General features: G+C 38.8%; 20 protein-coding genes. 12 read left to right on the top strand and 8 right to left on the bottom strand.

Translation table 11 applies throughout. The features are described from left to right. The first annotated feature begins 3 nt into the window (after positions 1-3). Together R2S10_RS17120 and bcp are read left to right on the top strand one after the other, a co-directional pair. Positions 4-1,725 carry a M23 family metallopeptidase gene (locus R2S10_RS17120; RefSeq protein ID WP_316841626.1) on the top strand — a complete coding sequence of 574 codons (1,722 nt, stop codon included), beginning with the start codon at positions 4-6 and terminating at the stop codon, positions 1,723-1,725. Between the two features lie 4 nt (positions 1,726-1,729). Continuing rightward, complete coding sequence (bcp, locus tag R2S10_RS17115) at positions 1,730-2,194, top strand: thioredoxin-dependent thiol peroxidase (RefSeq protein ID WP_316841625.1); 465 nt, start codon at positions 1,730-1,732, stop codon at positions 2,192-2,194. A gap of 14 nt (positions 2,195-2,208) precedes the next feature. Here bcp and R2S10_RS17110 read toward each other — a convergent pair whose 3' ends face one another. Continuing rightward, the gene (locus tag R2S10_RS17110) at positions 2,209-3,720 is read right to left on the bottom strand and encodes a response regulator (protein ID WP_316841624.1); all 1,512 of its coding nucleotides are present in this window, start codon (positions 3,718-3,720) and stop codon (positions 2,209-2,211) included. A 260-nt stretch (positions 3,721-3,980) separates the two neighbouring features. Beyond that, the gene (locus R2S10_RS17105) at positions 3,981-5,264 is read right to left on the bottom strand and encodes a sugar MFS transporter (protein WP_316841623.1); all 1,284 of its coding nucleotides are present in this window, start codon (positions 5,262-5,264) and stop codon (positions 3,981-3,983) included. Between the two features lie 231 nt (positions 5,265-5,495). Between R2S10_RS17105 and R2S10_RS17100 the strand changes: the two genes are divergently transcribed. The 6 genes from R2S10_RS17100 to R2S10_RS17075 are packed head-to-tail and all read left to right on the top strand — an operon-like array spanning position 5,496 to position 10,275. After that, entirely contained in the window at positions 5,496-6,362 is an 867-nt protein-coding gene (locus R2S10_RS17100; protein ID WP_410478998.1) for a transketolase, read from the top strand. Between the two features lie 2 nt (positions 6,363-6,364). Continuing rightward, the gene (locus R2S10_RS17095) at positions 6,365-7,324 is read left to right on the top strand and encodes a transketolase family protein (RefSeq protein ID WP_187667350.1); all 960 of its coding nucleotides are present in this window, start codon (positions 6,365-6,367) and stop codon (positions 7,322-7,324) included. A gap of 53 nt (positions 7,325-7,377) precedes the next feature. Continuing rightward, positions 7,378-7,938, top strand: a complete 561-nt coding sequence (locus R2S10_RS17090; RefSeq protein WP_316841621.1) for an RNA polymerase sigma factor — start codon at positions 7,378-7,380, stop codon at positions 7,936-7,938. After that, entirely contained in the window at positions 7,919-8,569 is a 651-nt protein-coding gene (locus tag R2S10_RS17085) for a hypothetical protein (RefSeq protein ID WP_316841620.1), read from the top strand. The genes R2S10_RS17090 and R2S10_RS17085 overlap by 20 nt, the downstream gene beginning before the upstream one ends. Before the next feature lie 44 nt (positions 8,570-8,613). Then, positions 8,614-9,066 carry a hypothetical protein gene (locus tag R2S10_RS17080; protein WP_316841619.1) on the top strand — a complete coding sequence of 151 codons (453 nt, stop codon included), beginning with the start codon at positions 8,614-8,616 and terminating at the stop codon, positions 9,064-9,066. A 15-nt stretch (positions 9,067-9,081) separates the two neighbouring features. Continuing rightward, the gene (locus R2S10_RS17075; protein WP_316841618.1) at positions 9,082-10,275 is read left to right on the top strand and encodes an aspartate aminotransferase family protein; all 1,194 of its coding nucleotides are present in this window, start codon (positions 9,082-9,084) and stop codon (positions 10,273-10,275) included. On the opposite strand, the gene R2S10_RS17070 is transcribed toward R2S10_RS17075, so the two are convergent. The 4 genes from R2S10_RS17070 to R2S10_RS17055 form a co-directional block, all read right to left on the bottom strand. Continuing rightward, positions 10,272-11,192, bottom strand: coding sequence for a DUF58 domain-containing protein (locus R2S10_RS17070; protein WP_316841617.1), 921 nt, complete (start codon positions 11,190-11,192; stop codon positions 10,272-10,274). The genes R2S10_RS17075 and R2S10_RS17070 overlap by 4 nt on opposite strands. 67 nt (positions 11,193-11,259) lie before the next feature. After that, positions 11,260-11,577: a thioredoxin gene (trxA, locus tag R2S10_RS17065; protein WP_062550270.1), complete on the bottom strand. Its 318-nt coding sequence runs from the start codon at positions 11,575-11,577 to the stop codon at positions 11,260-11,262. Positions 11,578-11,715: 138 nt separating this feature from the next. Beyond that, the gene (gene dnaE, locus R2S10_RS17060) at positions 11,716-16,146 is read right to left on the bottom strand and encodes a DNA polymerase III subunit alpha (protein ID WP_316841616.1); all 4,431 of its coding nucleotides are present in this window, start codon (positions 16,144-16,146) and stop codon (positions 11,716-11,718) included. 117 nt (positions 16,147-16,263) lie between these two features. Further along, positions 16,264-16,749, bottom strand: a complete 486-nt coding sequence (locus R2S10_RS17055; protein ID WP_316841615.1) for a lipocalin family protein — start codon at positions 16,747-16,749, stop codon at positions 16,264-16,266. A 261-nt stretch (positions 16,750-17,010) separates the two neighbouring features. Here R2S10_RS17055 and mdh point away from each other — a divergent pair, with 261 nt between their 5' ends. Both mdh and R2S10_RS17045 read left to right on the top strand, forming a co-directional pair. Next, positions 17,011-17,949 (top strand): malate dehydrogenase, encoded by a 939-nt coding sequence (gene mdh / locus R2S10_RS17050; RefSeq protein ID WP_316841614.1) that lies wholly within the window; start codon positions 17,011-17,013, stop codon positions 17,947-17,949. A gap of 5 nt (positions 17,950-17,954) precedes the next feature. Next, positions 17,955-18,380: an aspartyl protease family protein gene (locus tag R2S10_RS17045; RefSeq protein WP_316841613.1), complete on the top strand. Its 426-nt coding sequence runs from the start codon at positions 17,955-17,957 to the stop codon at positions 18,378-18,380. A 118-nt stretch (positions 18,381-18,498) separates the two neighbouring features. Here the strand turns inward: R2S10_RS17045 and gyrB are convergent, their stop codons facing one another. Further along, entirely contained in the window at positions 18,499-20,457 is a 1,959-nt protein-coding gene (gene gyrB, locus R2S10_RS17040; RefSeq protein ID WP_316841612.1) for a DNA topoisomerase (ATP-hydrolyzing) subunit B, read from the bottom strand. Between the two features lie 257 nt (positions 20,458-20,714). Here gyrB and R2S10_RS17035 point away from each other — a divergent pair, with 257 nt between their 5' ends. Then, positions 20,715-21,314, top strand: coding sequence for an OmpH family outer membrane protein (locus tag R2S10_RS17035; RefSeq protein WP_316841611.1), 600 nt, complete (start codon positions 20,715-20,717; stop codon positions 21,312-21,314). A gap of 121 nt (positions 21,315-21,435) precedes the next feature. After that, entirely contained in the window at positions 21,436-21,921 is a 486-nt protein-coding gene (locus tag R2S10_RS17030) for a nucleoside deaminase (protein ID WP_316841610.1), read from the top strand. Positions 21,922-22,007: 86 nt separating this feature from the next. Here R2S10_RS17030 and R2S10_RS17025 read toward each other — a convergent pair whose 3' ends face one another. Next, on the bottom strand, positions 22,008-22,778 hold the full coding sequence (locus R2S10_RS17025; RefSeq protein ID WP_316841609.1) for a TlpA disulfide reductase family protein: 771 nt from the start codon (positions 22,776-22,778) through the stop codon (positions 22,008-22,010). Positions 22,779-22,831: the final 53 nt, after the last annotated feature.

Raw genomic sequence — 22,831 nt, 5'->3', positions numbered from 1 at the left:
TAAATGATTAAAGCAAAATTCTTACTGCTGGCCTTGGCACTTTATAGTTTTGGAGCTAATGCACAGCAGGTTTTTAGTAATCAGAAATACCCATTGGTAGATTTCAGGTCTCCACTGGATATTGTACCACCGGCATTAGCTGGATCTTTTGGAGAACTCAGACCCAATCATTTTCATTCAGGAATGGATTTCCGCACTAATCAGCGGGAAGGGTATCCTGTGTATGCCATCGCCGATGGCTACGTTTCCCGTTTAAGAGTGCAAAATAGTGGCTTTGGACTGGCGGTTTACCTGACGCACCCGAACGGTTATACTTCGGTATACGGACATTTATCACGCTTTAATCCTAAAATCGGACAACAGGTAAAAACCACGCAGTATCAAAAGAAATCGTATGAAATCGATGAGTTTCCTTCGGCTACCTTAATTCCTGTTCGCAAAGGGGATATTATCGCCTACACAGGCAATACCGGAAGTTCTGGCGGACCACATTTACATTTTGAAATCAGGGATACCAAAACTGAAGCTACGATTAATCCACAGTTATTTGGTTTTGAAATTCCTGACAATATTCCACCGGTTATCTATGCAATGTATGTATACCGCTTAAATCAGAAGCCTTTTAATGAGCTGACCCCAAAGCAATATTTTCAGGTGGTTGGCGCAGGTGGCAAATACGCACTGAATCAGGTCAACACTATCAATTTAGCTGGAGAGGTTGGATTTGGCGTCATCAGTACCGATAAGCATAATGGTGCTTCCGGTACAAACGGGGTATATTCTATAGAGCTGGAAATGGATGGTAAAATAGTTTTCACCTCTTCCATGGAAAGGTTCAAATTTGAAAACAGCAAAGCGATCAATTCACACATCGACTATCCCTCATTTATCAATACCAGGAAAAGCATACAAAAGAGCTTTGTAGATCCGGGAAATCCATTGGGTATATATAGTAATCTTGTTAACAATGGAAGGATAGATTTTAATGATGGCAAATTGCACGAGTTAAAATATATCATCACGGATGCAAAAGGAAATAAGAGTGTATTGCCATTTAAGGTGCAGGCCAACGAAAAAGCCATCATCAAAACACCTGAACCTGCTTCTGGAACCGCTTATTCATATGGCAATATCAATGAGTTTAACACTGCAGAAGTAAAAGTGATTTTACCTAAAGGGACTTTATACAACGACCTGAACTTCCAATATAAAAGCCTCCCTAAACCAGCTGGAAATGCTTTTTCTGCGGTACATCAGATCCACAACAACCTGACTCCGCTACATCTGGGGTTTGAGCTTTGGATTAAGGCAGATAGCAGTCTGGACAAGTATAAGGAAAAGGCATTGATCCTAAGCAGAAGTGGAGCGAGTCAAGGCGGCTCCTATGACAACGGCTATGTTAAAGCAAACCCAAGGAATTTTGGCAGTTTTTATATTGCCATAGATACCATTCCCCCGACCCTGACACCTTTGAATATTTCTGAAGGAAAGAATATGGCGGGGACTAGTAAAATGTCCTTTAAATTAAGAGATAACCTTTCTGGCTTGAAAAGCTTTAATGGCTATGTGGATGGCAAATGGATTTTGATGGAATTCGATAGTAAAACGGCCAGCCTGTGGCATACTTTTGATGGCAGTATCGCACCGGGAAAACATACTTTGGAAGTCATAGTGACGGATATGAAAGGCAACAACAGAAATTATTCAATCACGTTTTATAAATAACATTATGAGTGAATTAACTATAGGTCAGGCAGCACCTGATTTTAACGCTAAAGATCAGAATGGAAATACGGTTACCTTAAACCAGTTCAAAGGAAAAAAGGTAGTGCTTTATTTTTATCCAAAAGACAATACTCCGGGTTGTACTACGGAAGCTTGTGATTTCAGAGACAATTACCAGGGTCTGGTAGCAAAGGGTATTGTGGTATTAGGGGTAAGCGTAGATGATGAACAATCACATCAGAAATTCATTACTAAATACGATTTACCTTTTACGCTGATTGCTGATACGGATAAAAAGATCGTAGAAGCTTATGGCGTTTGGGGAGAGAAGAACATGTATGGTAAAAAGTATATGGGAACCAATAGAAAAACCTTTCTGATTGACGAAAATGGCGTAATTACACATATTATTGCAAAAGTAGACACCAAAAATGCTACTGCACAGGTATTGGAATTATTAGAAAAATAAAAAAAGGGCCAGGTTTAAGGTTTGTTGGTCACAGCGACAATAGACCTGGCTTTTTCTATGATCATTTCGACCTTTTGATACAATTCCGAAGCGTTAAAAGGCTTAGAGATGTAATCATTCATTCCAATACTGACGCATTTCTCCAGTTCCCCTTTAATCGTATGTGCAGTCATCGCCACAATTGGGATGTCGCCTTTATCTCCTTCCATTTTCCTGATGATCCTAGTGGTTTCGTAACCATCCAGTTCCGGCATCTGTAAATCCATTAAGATAATATCAAATGCTTGCTTCTCATATTCTTCCAGCGCAATCCGGCCATTGCCAGCTACTGTAATCTCATAGCCCTGATTTTCCAGAAGTTTAATAACCAATAACTGGTTGATTGGATTATCTTCGACAATAAGTACTTTAATCCCCTTGCCATTTTGTATAACGGTCTGTTGAAGTCTACGCCTCGTATTCATGACTTGTGTTTTCAGTTCATCTGTTACTTTTCCGAAGTCCATCCTGAACTGAAAATCAGAGCCCCTCCCCAAAACACTATCTAAGGCTACTTCTCCTCCCTGTAATTCTACCAGACGTTTCACGATGCTTAAGCCCAATCCGGTTCCAGCGTATCTTCTGGAAGTATCATTGGTTACTTGTTCAAAGAAATCAAATACTTTTTGCTGTTTATTCATGGGGATTCCAATTCCGGTATCCTGGACCTTAAATGCAATAGAGACTCGGTCTTCCTGTTCAGCAACCAGCTTTAGAGAGATTTTGACCTCCCCTTTCTCGGTGAACTTAATGGCATTTGAAGTCAGGTTCAGTAAGATCTGACCTAAACGAACTGCATCCCCACTCAGCACTTCCGGTAAGGTATCCTCAATCTCATAACTAAAATCCAATCCTTTACATTTGGCCCCATGCTCCATCATTCTATAAATAGAATGCACCGTATCTTTTAAAGCAAAAGGAAGGTTTTGAAAATTGATATCCCCAGCTTCCAATCTGGAAAAGTCAAGAATGTCATTGAGGATGGCCATTAACTGATCGGCCGATTTGATGATCATTTGAAGCGATTCATGATGATCTTCATCAATCAGAGATTCCTCTAGTAACTGAGCAAAGCCCATGATCCCATTCATAGGGGTACGGATTTCATGGCTGATATTGACCAGAAATATTTGCTTCGCTTTTTCCGATGATTCTCTATTTCCCCGCTCTTTGACCAGCTCCTGTGCTATTCCATTTAATTCCTTATTCTTATGATCCAGCATTTGATGAAGTTGCTCTTGCTTTGAAGCCTGCTCCTTAACCACTTCTTCCTCCTTAGCTTTTAAGGCATTTCTAAACTGTCGAACAAGTATATAGCATAAAGTAAGGATTGTAATGGCTGAAGCAAGGGAAAACCAGGTACGGAACTCTGGATTACCCGTAAAAAGGAGTATCCCATAGCTGAGTACAATTAGGGAGACTAGAAGATATAATGTCCCCATAACAGAAACACTATTCACCCTCCTTTTAAAGGTAGAAATAGCCATACACAAACATTAAAGGTTAAGCCCCCCCGGCAAACTTTGAAAACAAAAATAATGATTTATGGGGAATTAACTTTCCAGAGAAGGCATTCATTTTGTTCAGTATTAAGCAGATAAACTGTTTTCTGAAAATAGGGTTATGAAAAATATCCCGAATTTAAACCAACATCCTTTCCCGAAAATAGTTTGTTCCATAAAAAAAGGAGAAACTTTCGCTTCTCCTTTTTTTATGGATGCCATTTGCACAGCATTGGTTTTTAATCTTATCCTTTAGAACGAACTTTATGGCCCGCCACAGCAAAATACAAAATGTATAAATAACAAGGTAGAACACTGGCAAAAAATGCAAGTTGGAAATCCATATGTAAATAGTCTTTTAAATAACCATAAATCAACGGCCAAATTGCACCACCTGCAATACCCATCACCATAATCGCAGATCCTGTTTTAGTGAATTTACCTAGCCCTTTAATACCCAGAGGGAAGATGGCTGGCCACATAAGTGAATTCGCCAATCCTAATAAACCGACAAAAATAACAGAGGTATAACCATGCGTTAAATAAGCACCAGTTACGAATATCATACCTAAAATTGCACAAACTCTTAATGCAAATTGTTGTGTGATGTATTTAGGAATCACAATAATACCAACCACATAACCTACCAACATACTGGCTAAAGTAAGGGTAGTAAAGTATTTAGAAATATCCGGGCTGATACCTAAAGCAGAACCATATACCCCAATGATATCCCCGGCCATCACTTCTGCAGCAACATAGACGAAGATACAGAATGCACCAAGGAACAAGTGTGGGAACTGGAAGATCGATGTTTTAGCGGCACTTACTTCACCTTCAACACCTACTTCTTCTTTATCCAGATCAACTTCCGGTAAATTTGAATATTTAATGAAAATAGCAAAAAGAGTGAACACAATAGCCAATGCGATGTATGGCGTATGTACACGTCCTAATACCTCTTCTAATAGTACTTCACGCTCTGCAAATGTAGTGGCAACGTTATTAATTTTACCCTGAATTTCTTCTGCATTCTTTAGGAAAATAGTACCCATAATAATTGGTACAATTACGCCTGCAAATTTATTACATAGTCCCATGATACTCATACGTTTTGCCGCACTTTCTATTGGACCAATGATACTGATATAAGGGTTAGAAGCCGTTTGTAGTAAAGATAAAGCCGCACCCTGGATGAAGATACCCGTTAAAAACAGACCAAAACTTCTCGTTTCTGCTGCAGGGATAAAAATCAGTGAGCCGAATGCCAAAATCAGTAAGCCGATAATAATTCCATTTTTAAATCCTAATTTTTTTAAAATCCATGAAGAAGGAAGCGCCAGAAAGAAATAAGCAATGTAGGAAGCGAAGGTCACCAAAAAGGCTTCAAAGTCTGTTTTAAGTCCACAAGCTATTTTTAGAAAGGGAATTAAGGTACTATTGGCCCAGGTTACAAAGCCAAAAATGAAGAATAAAGCCCCAATGGTTACAATGGGAGAAATTACTGATTTTTGTGTTTGGTTTGTCATGATTTAATTTGAGTATTTTTTGTTATCAATTTTTTGAAGTTTGGTTAGTATTTTTATCAAAATCGAACATAAAAGTTCCTAAAAATATAGAATTCTTCGGAATATCAAGCTTATAATGAAAAATCGATAGAAAAATAAAACAAAAACAAGGTAATAGTTGTATTTAATGCCTTTCTACTGAACTTTAGCTTAAGATGTTACGTCCAAAGTATTTTTAATTACATTTGTCCTATTAATCAACAACCCCAATTAATGAAACATACAATCAATGAATTAGAAGATATCGCTTCTCAAGTAAGAAGAGATATTGTTAGAATGGTGCACGGTTGCCAATCGGGCCACCCGGGAGGATCATTAGGATGTGCAGACTTTATGACTGCATTGTATTTTGATGTCATGAACCACACTACTGATTTTAAAATGGATGGAAAAGGAGAAGATATATTCTTCCTTTCTAACGGACATATTTCACCGGTTTTCTATAGTGCCCTTGCAAGATCAGGATACTTCGAAGTGAGCGAACTGGCTACTTTCAGAAAATTAAATTCTAGATTACAAGGACACCCAACCACGCATGAACACCTTCCAGGTATCAGAATTGCTTCCGGATCTTTGGGTCAGGGAATGTCTGTAGCAATTGGGGCTGCACAAGCAAAGAAATTAAATAAAGACCACTCCACAGTTTACGTTTTACTTGGAGACGGAGAATTACAAGAAGGCCAAAATTGGGAAGCCATCATGTACGCTCCACACAATAAAGTAGACAATTTGATTGCTTCTATTGATTACAATGGACAACAAATTGATGGTCCTACAGAAAAAGTACTTTCATTAGAGAGCTTACAAGCTAAATTCGAAGCTTTCGGATGGCATGTGATCACTTCTAACGGTAATGATATGGCTGATATCGTTAAAGCTTTACACTACGCTAAATCTTTAACCGGTAAAGGCAAACCAATTTTAAACTTAATGAGTACCATCATGGGTAATGGTGTGGATTTCATGATGGGATCACACAAATGGCATGGTATTGCTCCAAATGATGAGCAATTAGCCGCAGCATTAGCACAATTACCTTCTACCCTAAAAGACTATTAAGCATGAAAAAGTACACATATACTGAAAAGAAAGATACCCGTTCTGGTTTTGGAGCTGGATTACTTGAAGCAGGACAAAAAAACCCGGAAGTAGTTGCACTTTGTGCGGATTTGGTAGGTTCGTTGAAAATGGATGCCTTTATTAAGGAATTTCCAGAGCGCTTTTTCCAGATTGGTATTGCCGAAGCTAATATGATCGGTATTGCTGCTGGTTTAACCATCGGTGGAAAAATTCCTTTTACAGGAACTTTCGCGAACTTCTCTACAGGAAGGGTTTATGACCAAATCAGACAGTCTGTTGCTTATTCGAATAAAAACGTAAAAATCTGTGCTTCTCATGCTGGTTTAACACTAGGTGAAGATGGTGCAACTCACCAGATTTTAGAAGATATCGGTTTGATGAAAATGCTTCCAGGCATGACTGTAATCAATACTTGTGATTATAACCAAACTAAAGCAGCAACCATTGCCATCGCAGAATTTGAAGGCCCGGTTTACCTGCGTTTCGGCAGACCAGTAATCCCAGTATTTACAGATCCTGATCAGAAGTTTGAAATTGGTAAAGCATGGATGGTAAACGAAGGTACTGATGTAACTATCGTTGCAACCGGTCACATGGTTTGGAAAGCAATTGAAGCTGGTGAGCAATTGGCAGAACTAGGAATTGATGCAGAAATCATCAATATTCATACTATTAAACCATTGGATGAAGCAGCAATTCTAAAATCTGTGAAAAAAACTGGTTGTGTAGTAACTTGTGAAGAACACAATAAATTTGGTGGTCTTGGAGAAAGTGTAGCAAGATTATTGTCTACAGAATTGCCTTCACCTCAGGAATTTGTTGCTGTAAATGATAGCTTCGGTGAAAGTGGGACTCCTGATCAATTGATGACGAAGTACGGCCTGGATACGATCAACATCGTTGAAGCTGTTCAAAAAGTAATGAAAAGAGCCAATAAATAAGCCTTTAATGGCGTTTAATATATCTGTCCATATTAACAGATTAAACATAATAAATGAAGCAGGTTGAAGATTTAGAAATTTTAGAGAAATTCTCCAACAAAGAGACTCGCAATGAAGCCTTTAACCTGCTTCTTCAAAAATACCAGCAAAAGATCTATTGGCATATCCGCCGGCTGGTTATTGACCACGATGACACAGACGACCTTGTTCAGGAAGTTTTCGTGAAAGTCTGGAAGAATCTGGAGAAATTCCGCAGCGATTCCAAATTGTATACCTGGATCTATCGCATCGCCACTAATGAATCTATTACTTTTTTGAATAAAAAGAAGCAACGGAACAATACCCCTTTGGATGAGGTTTCTGAAGAGCTTGCAGAAAGTCTGGTGGCTTCCTCCTATTTCAATGGGGATAAAATACAGATGAAATTGCAACAGGCTTTACTGACTTTGCCCGAAAAACAACGCCTCATTTTTAATATGAAATATTTTGACGATCTTAAATATGAAGAAATCGCAGAGATAACAGGAACCAGTGTAGGTGCCTTAAAAGCTTCTTTTCATATCGCAGTAAAGAAAGTTGAAACTTTTATGCTAAATGAAGACATTACCTTTTAAACCTTTTGCCCTGAAATGTATCAATATATGTGCAATGAAAGATGATTTAGAAAATAGCGAATGGATGAACGAAGCCCCCCACTTGGCAGGGCTACGTCTAAAACATCCTTTTTCTATTCCAGAAGGGTATTTTGAAGGATTACCAGCGAATATTCATGAAGCTATATTTTTGGACGACTTGAAAACAAGTCAGCCGGAATCAGGTTTTAATACGCCATCAGGTTACTTCGAATCGCTTTCCACGAAAATCCAGGCAGAGGTGGTCGGGTATACGGTACCACAAAATTATTTCCAGCAACTGCAGGATAAAATTGCAGCTAAAACCACGGAAGAAAAAGTAGCAAAAACCGTTCGTTTGTGGCATTCTAAGGCATTAAAATATGCCTCCGCGGCATGTTTTGTCCTTGTTAGTGCATTAGGTATGTATTTTTATCAAAATAACGCCGCATCACAAGCACTTTCTGCCGATGTAGCAACCGAACAAATGCTTTTTGACATTGATGAAAATGTCATTATAGAACACATTCAATCTAATAGTCTAACGCAGGAACAACCTGCTGTAGCAAATGCTGATTTGGAAAACTATATCCTCAGTAACTATAGCCAAAATGATATTGCCTCAGATTTATAATTCATTATTCAGTTGATTGCTTGCTAAAAAATAAAAATAAACCGATGAAAAATATAGTTATTGCCGCAGTTCTTTTTATGTTACCTTTTCTTGCTTCCGCACAAAAATCGGGAGAAAGATCTGCTGAAATTGAGTCGTTAAGGATTAGCTATTTAACTCAGAAGTTAGACCTTTCTGAAGATGAAGCAAAGATCTTCTGGCCGATATATAATGATTTCCAAAAAGAACAGTCTGCTTTACGTAAGGAAAGAGCTCAAAATATGATCAGCTTTAGAAAGATTACTGAAATCGATAATTTATCTGATACAGAGATCCAAAGTCTTATTGTGAACGAGCTGAACTTCAAACAAAGGGACTTATCAATTGAGAAAAAGTATTATTACAAATTGAAATCAAGCCTACCTATTAAAACGGTTGGAAAATATTACCGCGCTCAGGAGACTTTTAAAAGAGAACTCCTATCGAGATACAAAAATGGAAGGCCTGAGCGGAATTAATTTGTATTTTTGTGTATGCTTACACAACGTCAATTATTCCTTCAACATAACGCCCAAACTACACTAGAACCACTTCTTTTAGAATTTACTAAAGCCAGCGGGATGTATCTTTATGATACTACAGGCAAAAAACACCTGGATTTAATTGCCGGTATTGGTGTGAGTAATGTTGGCCATTGTCACCCTGCGGTAGTCAATGCGGTAAAAGAACAAGTGGAAAACTATATGCACATCATGGTCTATGGTGAATTTGTTCAAAGTCCACAGGTAAACTTTGCTAAAGCCTTAGCAGATGTACTTCCAGCTCATTTAAACTGTACTTATTTCGTTAATTCCGGTGCAGAAGCTGTAGAAGGAGCGATGAAACTGGCCAAAAGATTTACTGGTCGCTCTGAAATTATTTCCTGCCATCATTCTTATCATGGCAGTACCCAGGGTGCTTTAAGTTTAATGGGCAATGAAGAATTTAAACAAGCCTACAGACCACTTCTTCCCGATATTAGTTTCATTAATTTTAATGTCCTAGCAGATCTTGATTTAATTACAAACCGCACTGCAGCTGTATTTATGGAAACAGTACAGGGTGAGGCTGGGCTCAGAATTGCCGATAAAGCTTATTTTGAAGCATTAAGAGCTAAATGTACAGCCACAGGTACCTTATTGGTACTTGACGAGATTCAATGCGGTTTCGGACGTACCGGAAAGATGTTTGGTTTTGAGCATTACGGAATTACTCCTGATATTCTTTTACTGGCTAAAGGTATTGGTGGCGGTATGCCAATTGGTGCATTTATCAGTTCTACAGAGATTATGAGGGCTTTGGCAACAAATCCTATCTTAGGCCATCTTACTACCTTTGGCGGCCACCCAGTGAGCTGTGCTGCAGGTTTAGCGACACTGCAGACAATCCAAAAAGAAAACATTGTAGATGGTGTAGAAGAAAAAGGAGAATTATTTAAAAAGCTCCTGGTTCACCCTGCCATTAAAGAAGTTCGCGGAAAAGGTTTGATGATGGCTATTGAATTTGAAAACTTTGAGATCAATAAAAAAATCATTGATGCCTGTATTGCAGATGGAGTAATCAGCGACTGGTTCCTTCATTGTAGCAATTCCATGCGTGTAGCTCCTCCATTGATTATCACAGAAGAAGAAATCAAATATGCTTGCGAAGTGATCCTAAGAAACGTAGTTGCAGTAACTTCCGCTTAACTCATTTTTTGTCTTTTAATCAGATAGGCCTCCAAAATAGGTTGAAATCCAGCAGCAATATCGGCATCAATCATGTCGATTTTGTATTGGCTGCATTTCAACTGGATGGCCTGTCTATATTGGCTCATTCTGGCTAAATAATCCGTTTTCAGATTTGCCGTATGCGCTTTAATGCTGGCTCCAGTTTCCATATCTATAAATTCGTAAGGACGGTTTTCGAATTCAAAATCGACTTCCTTTGCTTTATCCGTTACATTGAAAATAACGACTTCATGTTTGTTAAATTTCAAATGCTGAAGCGCGGAAAATAAGGTTTCTAAATGATCGCCACCTTGATCGTTATTCAGCATATCACTAAAAATCACCACCAATGAACGTTTATGGATCAATTCTGCAACCTGATGTAAGGCTTGTGCTACATTGGTCTCTACATTCATCGATGCGGTATTTAATACCCGCTCCAAATGACTAAACAAGTATTTCTGATGTGTAGTTGTCGATTTGGCAGGAGTATTCAATAACAAATGGTCAGAGAACAGGCTGAGTCCGAAAGCATCTCTTTGTCTTTTCAATAAATAGATCAAAGCTGCAGTAGCCTGTATAGAAAAGTTAAGTTTATTGTATTCTCCGGAAGGGAAATACATAGAGGAAGAAACATCCACAATAAATTGACACCTCAGATTGGTTTCTTCTTCAAAGCGTTTGCTGAATAATTTATCTGTTTTTGCAAAAAGCTTCCAGTCGATATTTTTCACGCTATCCCCTACATTGTACAAGCGGTGTTCGGCAAATTCTACGGAAAAACCGTGAAAAGGACTTTTGTGAAGGCCGGTTATAAAGCCTTCAACTACTTGTTTGGCTAATAACTCAAGATTGCCATGGAAAGAGATTGCTTGCTCATCTATTGGATACTGCATATGGTAAATATAAAAAAAGCGTTCATAAATCTATGAACGCTTTTTTAACTAGTATATGTTGAGTTGATTACAACTGTGCATCTAATTTTTGAGCCAATACTGATTTTGGAACAGCACCAACTTGTTTATCTACTACTTCACCGTTTTTGAAGAACAATAACGCTGGAATGTTGCGGATCCCGAACTGAGTAGAGATTTGAGGGTTGTTGTCCACATTAACTTTACCTACGATTGCTTTTCCTTCGTATTCTTTTGAGATCTCGTCTACTACTGGTCCTACCATGCGACATGGACCACACCACTCTGCCCAAAAATCAACCAAAACGGGTTTATCTGATTTTAATACAACTTCCTCGAAGTTTGCATCTGTAATTTCCAAAGCCATAATTCTTATTTTTATTTAATTAGTTTTTTTATTGTATCGTCTATTTGTTTGAAGCGGCAAATCTAACCTTTAAATTCAAACTCTATGCAAAGATATAATCAATTGTAATGCCATCACCCTGACAATGCCAAAATGACATTAGTTCAACTTAGGATTTACGTTTAACGCAGTTAATTGTTCCAAGAAATCATTATTAGGATTAATCTTCAATGATTTGGAAGGCAGTTTAACATTCACATTCTGCTCTCTATCGTAAACATCGAATAATAACTGACAGTTCTGGTGATCGGTACTCGCTTTATTTTCTTCAAGAATAGCATTGATTTTTAGCATGAAGTCATCTGTTATCTTTTCAATTGGTACTTGAATAGTCACACTTTTCGCCAGTTTATCACGCAATTCAGATAATAAATGGATAGATGTGATTTTGAACTCCCAGTCTCCTTCTTTTCGGAAACGTTCCCCTACTCTACCTCGTATCTGTAAGAAATATCCATCGGTAAGAAACTGTTTAAATTTGATAAAATCATCACCAAATAGCGCCAGTTCACAAGTATCTTCATAATCTTCAAACACAATGGTTCCGAAAGGTTTCCCGGTTTTGGTCATTCTTTGTGCAGAAATCACCACTAATCCGCCTACTACCAGTTCTTTGTTTTTAATGCCTTCAAACTCTGCCAGTACTTCTTCCGTAGAATCACCAGTTCTGATTTTATTTACTATAGAAAGATGTCTTACCTTATGTTGGCAGAATTCTTTCAGTTCTAATTTATAGTTGTCCAGCGGATGTCCACTTAAAAAGATTCCAATGGCGTCTTTCTCGTATTTTAACCTATCGATCAAAGTCCATTCCGGAGATACTGGTAGACTTGGTTCATATACCATATCAGAGGCGGTTCCACCAAACAAGGAAGATTGCGCTGAAGATTCATTGTTCTGAAAATCATTGGCAAACTTGATCATCTTCTCTATCCCATTCATTTTGTCGTTAATACCAACAAAAAAATACTGTGCTCTATGGTATCCAAACCCATCAAAAGCACCGCTATAGACGAAACTTTCATAAGCTTTCTTATTTACTGTACGGGTATTTGAACGCTTGGCAAAGTCGTACACACTTTTATACTGACCACTTTCTGTGCGTTCTATAATGATACTTTCTACTGCTTTCTCCCCTACACCTTTAATCCCGGAAAGACCAAAGCGTACTTGGCCGCTGGTATTTACCGAGAATTTAGTGCCCGATTCGTTTACATCCGGTCCCAGTACTGAAACACCCATCTGCTTGCATTCTTCCATAAAGAAGGCTACCTGCTTAATGTCACTCATGTTGTTGGAAAGTACCGCAGCCATATATTCTGCCGGGTAATGCGCTTTTAAATAAGCGGTCTGGTAAGCGATCCAGGCATAACAAGTAGAGTGCGATTTATTAAAGGCATAGGATGCAAACGCTTCCCAATCCTTCCATATTTTCTCTAGAATAGTAGGATCATGACCTTTCTCTGCCGCCTGAGCCACAAATTTAGGCTTCATTTTATCCAATACATCTTTCTGTTTCTTACCCATTGCCTTACGCAGAACGTCGGCCTCACCTTTGGTAAATCCAGCAAGTTTTTGGGAAAGAAGCATCACCTGCTCCTGGTATACTGTAATTCCGTAAGTTTCCTTTAAATATTCTTCACAGGCATCAAGATCGTATTTAATCTCTTCCTCTCCATTTTTCCTGCGTACGAAACTTGGAATATACTCCAGAGGTCCCGGGCGGTAAAGTGCATTCATGGCAATTAAATCCCCGAAAACGGTTGGCTTTAACTCTTTCATGTACTTCTGCATTCCATTCGACTCGTATTGAAAAATCCCGATGGTTTCTCCACGTTGGAACAGCTCATAAGTCTTCGCATCATCAATCGGGAAATTATCCGGATCAAGGTCTATCTTATGTCTGAATTTAACCAATTTCACAGTGTCTTTTATCAGGGTTAATGTTTTTAACCCTAAAAAGTCCATTTTCAATAAGCCGGCGCTTTCTACAACGGAGTTATCAAATTGGGTCACATACAGGTCTGAATCTTTGGCGGTGGCTACCGGCACAAAGTTCGTAATGTCGCTTGGTGTAATGATCACCCCACAAGCATGAATCCCTGTATTTCTTAAAGAGCCTTCCAGGATTTGCGCTTGTTCCAAAGTTTTAGCACCTAAATCATTAGCTCCTGCCAAAGACTTCAGCTCTACTACCTTTTCATATTCATCTGCCCGAAGTGCCCCTCTAAGGCTCTTCTCATCCAAAGTGAAAATTTTAGCAAGCTTCATATTAGGAATCAGCTTCGCTATTTTCTCCGCCTCATAAAGCGGTAAATCCAATACCCTTGCGGTATCCTTAACGGAAGATTTGGCGGCCATCGTACCATAGGTGATGATCTGCGCTACCTGATTGGCTCCATATTTATTGATTACATAGTCCATTACCCTTCCACGTCCCTCGTCATCAAAATCGATGTCGATATCGGGCATGGAAACACGATCCGGATTCAAGAAACGCTCAAATAGCAGGTCGTATTTAATCGGGTCAATATTGGTAATCCATAAACAGTAGGCTACTGCAGACCCCGCAGCAGATCCCCTTCCAGGACCGACAGACACATCTAGCTGTCTGGCCTTAGCAATGAAATCCTGAACGATCAAAAAGTATCCAGGATATCCGGTTTTCTCAATGGTCTGTAACTCGAAGTCTAAACGTTCGGCTATATCGTCTGTGATGATTCCGTAACGTTTTTTCGCTCCTTCATAAGTCAGGTGGCGTAAATATTTGTTTTCCCCTCTCTTACCTCCATCTTCTTCATCCTCTTTTACCAGGAATTCTTCAGAAATATCGAACTTAGGTAAGAGGACTTCACGGGCTAGTTTGTAGATTTCTATTTTATCTACAATTTCCTGTATGTTGATAATTGCCTCTGGTAAATCGGCAAAAAGGTTTTTCATTTCCTCAGGAGTTTTAAAATAATACTCCTGATTTGGTAAGCCAAAACGGTATCCTCTACCACGTCCGATAGGTGTGGCCTGTTTTTCCCCGTCTTTTACACACAATAAAATATCATGAGCATTGGCATCTCTTTTATTAATATAATAGGTGTTATTGGTGGCAATCACCTTAACATCGTTCTTCTTAGCCAGTGCGATTAAAGAGACATTGACAATGTCTTCATCTTCCTGGTTGTGACGCATCACTTCAATATAGAAATCTTCACCGAATTGTGATTTCCACCATAACAATGCTTCTTCTGCTTGCTTCTCACCTAGGTTCAGTAATTTACTGGAAATCTCACCATACAAGTTACCCGACAGGACAATGATATCCTCTTTATATTGTTCAATTACAGCTTTATCGATCCGGGGGATATAATAAAATCCTTTCGTATACGCGATAGAGGACATTTTTGCCAGGTTATGGTAGCCCTGCTTGTTCTTCGCCAGTAATACCACCTGGTAGCCATCGTCTTTTCTTTTCTTATCTAAATGGTCGTCACATACAAAGAACTCGCAACCCACAATAGGCTTTATGATTACCTCATCCGGTGTTTCTCCTTTTTCTATGGCCTCTTTGTTTCTGGTTTCCACTCCCTTATTGTGGTTTAGGATCTGCGCCACAAAATGGAAAGCCCCCATCATATTCGCATGATCTGTCATTGCTACTGCGGGCATCTTATGTGCAGCTGTAGCTTTAATTAATGAAGGGATATTGATAGTAGATTGAAGTACCGAAAACTGAGTATGGTTATGTAAATGCGCAAAGGCAACATTGGCCAATTCTTGCTTATTCTCTTCCAGTGTCTTTTTAGATACTTTCGGAGCCTCAGTTTTCTGAAGGCGTTTCCTGATTTCTTCAGAAGCCGATTTTAAGTTAACATGGTTTAAACCAATCCTTTCTATCGTTCCTGGATTGCGCTCATTAAAGTTAGGTATGTAATTGGCATCCGTCTGTAATTGCTCCAGTGTAAAAACTCCCATCTTGATCAGCTGCAAAAAGCAACGCGTAGTTGCTTCCACATCAGCTGTAGCATTGTGGGCTTCTGAAAACGGAGTACCAAACAGGTATTGGTGAAGCTCTGTAAGTGTTGGCAGCTTAAATTTACCACCGCGACCTCCTGGAATACGCAATAACTCTGCGGTCACCTCAGTACAAGTATCCAATACTGGCATGGTAGCCATCGGACTTTCGACTCCTAAACGATGAAACTCACAGCCCATGATATTGACGTCAAAGCCAACATTTTGTCCAACAACAAATTTAGATTTTGCCAGGGCAGCGTTAAACTTCTCTAATACTTCTGCTAAAGGGATACCTTGTTCAGCAGCCAATTCTGTAGAAATACCATGAATTCGCTCTGCATCATATGGGATATTGAAACCTTCAGGTTTTACCAGATAATCCTGATGTTCGATCAGATTTCCAAGCGCATCATGTAACTGCCATGCAATCTGAATACATCTAGGCCAATTATCCGTATCGGTAATCGGAGCGTTCCAATTGCGTGGCAATCCCGTCGTTTCGGTATCAAAAATCAAATACATAGCTAGGTAATTAGAAAATCGTCTTTTTAGAAATCAATATGATTGATCAAAAATACGGAAATTTCAGTTCTCCCAGTAATTGAAGGGGTTAATTTTTACACAGAAGAGCGGTAAGTTTTACACAGAATGGACTACAGGAATAGGCCCGGAAGTCTTGTGTTCCTGAGAAACCAGCTTACTTGTGTCATAACCCTTTTTATGACAGCGGTCTATAATTTCGACAAGTAATGTTTCCGGAATGTTCGGTTTTCTTGCCATAATGAAAAGGTATTTAAATTTCGGATGACCAACTACCACATATGAGTAGTCCTCAGCAAGTTCAATCACCCAGTAATCTACTTTTACCGGCCAGATAAATTCTGCTTTAAATCGGGTATTTCTACTCCCACGAACTACAAAAAGCTTAGATCTGAAATACTTTTGTTTATCCTCACCCTGTACTTTGTAACCAGTAAAAACAGCATAATAACCATCTGGATGGATCACGTATGTTTCCACCGTTTGGCGCCAGTGCTTATCAATGAAAGTGGGTATCGAATATAAAGAATACCACTTCCCTGCATACGACATGATATCAACTTTTTCCACAGGTACATTATCCATAATAGGGTTCATTAGTTTGCGACTATTAAGCAAATGTAAATTCTTTATCATAAAACCAGCAAGGTTGAAGAAAGTTTTAAAAAGCGTTTTTTAAACTGACCTAAATTTATAACTTCGGCGGGAAGCCTCCCTAATAGCAGGTTTGCTTTAATAAATAATTATATTGTAAATTACTTTATCAATGCGCATTAAAAAATAATAGATTTAACCCCTGTAAGCAGGCCACAAGCCGCTTATAATAAAAATAAAATTAGATTCATTATGAAAATAACGGTTGTAGGTGCCGGCGCTGTAGGCGCCACTTGTGCAGATAATATTGCCAGAAAAGAATTAGCAGAAGAGCTTGTTTTATTAGACATCAAAGAAGGTTTTGCGGAAGGCAAAGCAATTGACATGATGCAAACGGCCACTCTATTGGGCTTTGATACAAAAATAAAAGGGGTTACGAATGATTATAGTCAGACTGCAGGATCTGCAGTAGCAGTGATCACTTCAGGTTTGCCTCGTAAACCGGGAATGACCCGTGAAGAATTGATCGGAATCAATGCAGGCATCGTTAAAGCTGTTGCAGAAAATATTCTCAAATATTCTCCGGAGGCGATCATAATTGTGATCAGTAATCCGATGGACACGATGACCTATCTGGCTTTAAAATCACTAGGATTACCTAAAAATAGAATTATCGGTATGGGCGGAACTTTAGATAGCGCCCGCTTTAAATATTATTTAAGTGTTGCATTAGACTGCAATTCAAATGACCTTCAGGGTTTTGTAATCGGAGGACATGGAGATACAACGATGATTCCATTGACACGCTATGCGACTTATCAAAGTTTACCGGTAACTGAATTGTTGGATAAAGCTGTTTTAGATAAAGTTGCTGCCGATACCATGGTTGGTGGAGCAACTTTAACCGGCTTACTAGGTACTTCAGCATGGTATGCTCCAGGTGCAGCAGGCGCTGCTTTGGTAGAAAGTATTGTTCGTGATGAAAAGAAATTATTTACCTGCTGTGTAGCACTTGATGGCGAATATGGTCAGAAAGACATCTGTCTGGGTGTTCCGGTAATTGTTGGTCGCAATGGCTGGGAAAAGATAATTGATTATAAATTGATTGAAGAGGAACAAGCTTCCTTTAATAAAAGTGCTGATGCCGTTCGTGCCATGAACGGTGTTTTACATGATATGAAACTAGTATAAAATTAATGAGAACGATTACTGTTCCTTTAACCTTAATAAATCTACAAGACGACGGTTTCCACTTATTGGTGGAAATTGTTGTTTTTGGGAAGAAGTGTTTCGCTGTTTTGGATACTGGAGCATCCCGCTCCGTGTTTGACATCACTTTGATCAAAAACAACATTTCAGAACTCGCTTATAGCGAAGAAACCCATGCCACTACACTGTTTGCTACCTCCAGTACTATCCAAGCTACCATTCCTAAGATTAAAATGGGCAGGTTGGTTATTAACGACTATGAAACGGTAGCGTTAGACCTGGAGACTGTAAACCATGCTTATGATCAAATGGGCCACCCCATGATTGCAGGTATTATTGGTAGCGATATCCTCTTACAATATCAGGCGATAATCAATTATAAAAAGCTCAAGCTATTCTTATATAGCAATTAGTAGGCTAAGCATTAAAATTAAATAGGTAATAATTCCATACAGATTTCTGTTATAAATAAAAAAGGAGGTGCCGAAATGGTACCTCCTTTTTTATTTAATTGTTAATTTGAACCGCTAATTAAGCGTCAATCTTAGCATATTTTGCATTTCTTTCAATGAAATCTCTTCTTGGACCAACTTCGTCTCCCATTAACATAGAGAAGGTATGGTCACATTCAGCCGCATTTTCAATAGTTGCCTGTAATAAAGTACGCGTTGATGGGTTTAAAGTAGTATCCCATAATTGCTCTGCGTTCATCTCTCCAAGACCTTTATAGCGTTGGATGTGTACACTTTCTTCTTTACCTGCACCTTTTAAGCGTTGTACCGCTTGATCACGTTGTTGGTCATTCCAGCAATATTCATGCTCTTTACCCTTTTTAACCTGATACAATGGTGGAGCTGCAATGTATACATAACCGGCTTCAATCAATGCTTTCATGTATCTAAAGAAGAAAGTAAGGATTAAAGTGGTAATGTGTGATCCATCGATGTCCGCATCCGTCATAATCACTACCTTATGGTAACGAAGTTTAGTTAGGTTCAGTGCTTTATCATCTTCCGGCGTACCAATGCTTACACCTAATGCTGTAAACATATTTTTGATCTCGTCATTTTCGTAGATTTTGTGTTCCATTGCTTTCTCTACGTTAAGGATTTTACCTTTCAGTGGAAGGATAGCCTGGAAATTACGATCTCTACCTTGTTTGGCAGTTCCACCTGCGGAATCTCCCTCGACCAGGTAAATCTCACATTTTTCCGGATCACTATCAGAACAATCGGCTAGCTTACCAGGTAAACCTGAACCGCCCATTACGCTCTTACGTTGTACCATCTCGCGTGCTTTACGTGCAGCAGCACGTGCTGTAGCAGCAAGAATTACTTTATTTACAATCAGCTTTGCTTCTCTTGGATTTTCTTCAAGGTAATTGTTCAGCGCTTCACCAACGGCGATATCAACTGCACCCATTACCTCAGAGTTACCTAATTTTGTTTTAGTCTGACCTTCAAACTGAGGCTCCTGTACTTTAACAGAAACAACAGCAGTTAATCCTTCTCTGAAGTCATCACCGGTAATCTCAAACTTCACATTTTTAAGCAATCCAGATTTATCAGCATAAGCTTTTAATGTTCTGGTTAGACCTCTTCTGAAACCTGCAATGTGTGTACCACCCTCATGTGTATTGATATTATTTACGTAAGAGTGTACGTTTTCCGCATAGCTATCATTGTATTGCAAAGCAAGCTCTACCGGAATACCATTTTTGATTCCTTCTACATAAATCGGCTCTGCAATTAATGAAGGACGACCTCCATCTAAAAACTGAACAAATTCTTTCAAACCACCCTGAGAATGGAAAAGTTCCGTAATCGGATTTCCTTCTTCGTCTAATTCACGTTCATCAGTAAGTGTCAGTTTAATTCCTTTATTCAGGAAAGACAATTCTCTTAATCTGCTGGCTAAAGTATCGTAACGATACTCTAAAGTTTGCGTAAAGATTTCAGGATCCGGAGTAAACGTAATAACTGTTCCTCTTTTATCTGTTTCACCCACGATTTTAACATCGTACTGTGGCTTTCCTTTTTCGTATTCCTGTTCCCAAACTTTTCCTTCGCGATGAACCTCTGCTTTTAAATGCGTTGATAATGCGTTCACGCAACTTACCCCAACACCATGCAGACCACCGGAAACTTTATAAGTATCCTTATCAAATTTACCCCCGGCATGCAATACTGTCATTACGATTTCAAGAGCTGATTTTTGCTCTTTCTGCATAATTCCTGTAGGAATACCACGACCGTTATCTTCAACTCTGATCGAGTTGTCTTTAAGAATATTTACATATATCGTGTCAGCATGACCTGCCAACGCCTCATCAATAGAGTTATCTACTACCTCGTAAACTAAATGGTGTAATCCTTTTACTCCGGTGTCTCCTATATACATCGAAGGGCGCTTACGCACCGCTTCTAAACCTTCTAAAACCTGTATATTATCTGCCGAATAATTTGACTTTGGATCCTTTTCTTCGCTCATAATTTTTAAAAAAACAATTAGATTCAAAAATAACCATTTTAGCCCAATTAACCGCAAATGTGGATAACTATTTGACCAAAAAAGCACTAAAAATGAGCTAAAAATCGTAGTTTTTTAGGATACTAAATTTGAAATTTTATATTTGTTGAAATTTATCATTTCTGGGGGAAGTAGATATCCAGAAAAACCAGTTTTAAAACAGCTGGAAGGAGGATAGGTTCAAAAAATTAAAACAAAAAATCAATTATAATCATTAGATGAAAAGATCAACATTAAAACTTGGCAGCATTGCTACTGCAGTTGCATTAGTTTCCGTAATGGCCTCATGCCAGAACAAAGAAAACGCAGGAACAACTGCTCCAAAATCTGAATCGACCACAGTAGCAGCTGCAGAGAAAATCGTCTATGTGAACTCTGATTCCCTGTTAACAAAATATCAGTATTTCAAAGACTTAAAAACTAAACTTGATGCAAAGTCGAAAACTGCACAGACAGACCTTGCTTCTAAGCAACAGGCTTTCCAACGTGAAGTAGCTCAATATCAACAACAACAAAACACTTTGCCTGCTGATCAAAGAGCTGCTACAGAAGAAAGATTAGCACGTAAACAACAAGAATTACAAGCTTATTCTCAAAATGCAGGTGCTGCACTTCAAAACGAGCAAGCTACTGAGAATGAAAAATTATATGATAAAGTTGCAGAATACTTGAAAACTTATGCAAAAGGAAAAGGCTTCAAAATGGTTCTAACTTATTCAAAAGGCAACAGTGCGATTTTATTCGCTGATGAATCTTTAGATGTTACTAGTGAAGTAATCGTAGGATTAAACGCAGCTTATTCAAAAGACAAAAAATAATCATCTTCTGATGAACCTAAATGCTCCGAGTAATCGGGGCATTTTTTTTGCTCTGAATTTTACCTGGGAAGTGATGCTATGAATCTAAACAGGATTCCTTCAAACAATCTAAATTATTAAAATGGACGTTACAAAACAACAACACGAGAAATTCATGCGTCTAGCCATCGGCCTTTCTGAAAAGAATGTGACCGAGCAACTTGGTGGTCCATTCGGTGCAGTAGTGGTAAAAGATGGTAAAGTAATTGCAAAAAGTGGCAATAGAGTAACCAGTACAAATGATCCAACAGCTCACGCAGAAGTATCGGCTATTCGAATCGCCTGTAAAAAACTAAAAACATTTGACCTGAGTGGCTGTGTTATTTACACCAGTTGCGAGCCTTGTCCGATGTGCCTGAGTGCTGTCTATTGGGCAAGAATAACAACTATTTATTACGCCAATACTAAGGTGGACGCAGCAAATATCGGCTTCGATGATCAATTCATCTATGAAGAACTGGAAAAGCCAATGATTGAGCGCAGCTTGCCTATACAGCAAATGCTAAGAGATGAAGCCATACAGGCTTTTAAACTTTGGGAGCAATCTCAAATGAGAGTAACCTATTAGATTAATAAAGAAAGTCATCCTGAAAGGAATGTCCAGCTGAGAAATTGTTGCAGGCTTCAATAATACGCTTTCAGGATGGCTTTACATTATTTTGATTTGGCAAGACTGATCATTTGATCCAACTCCTCTACCACCCCCTCAGCTGATCCTGAAAATCCAGTTGCTTTAAACTTGATGTTTCCATCCGGACCGATGATAAATTTAGTAGGAATTCCGCTTACATTGTAAGCGCTGATTACATCAAATATTTCCGGGTTCTCCTTGTTCTTCGTATCAAAAAGCACATTAAAATCATACTTCTTCTCTGTTAAAAAGTCTCTCACCAACTGCTCTCTGTTGTCTTCTCTCTGCCAGCTATTCACAAACAAGAACACCACATTTTTATCAGTAGCATATTTCTCCTGAGCCTTCTGCATCCCTGGGAAAGAAGCCACACATGGCCCACACCAGGTAGCCCAGTAATCCAGAATCACAACTTTTCCTTTGAGACTAGCCAAGCTAATGGATTCTCCCTTTAAGTTTTTCAGGCTGAACGCTGGGGCAGGAAGGTTAATCATTTTTTTTGCCCAAGCTGCACGCATATTTGCAACTGCTGCTCTATCAACATCCAGTATATAAGTACCAAAAGGAACAGCTAGATTCTTCTTTTCGTATAGCTTTTGAAACCTGGTTCTCATCGCTTCAGTTCCTTTCCCCTCTTTCAAATAAGCATCAGCAACTTTGAATGCCTTTTCAGGATCACCTGCTAATTCTAGGTACATGACATAACGGTCATTACCTTCCTCATCTGCGGCAGACAATGCTTTTTCCTGATATATCACTGCTTCTTTATCATTTCCTTTATGATGTAAGATCAAGGCATAAGTATCCGCATTTGTTTGATATGAACGTTCAATACCTTGAATGTATT

It is taken from the genome of Pedobacter gandavensis (genome assembly GCF_032678745.1).
Classification (GTDB): domain Bacteria; phylum Bacteroidota; class Bacteroidia; order Sphingobacteriales; family Sphingobacteriaceae; genus Pedobacter; species Pedobacter gandavensis_C.
Note: the sequence above shows the minus strand (reverse complement) of the source record. Positions and strands in the feature narration are given on the sequence as shown.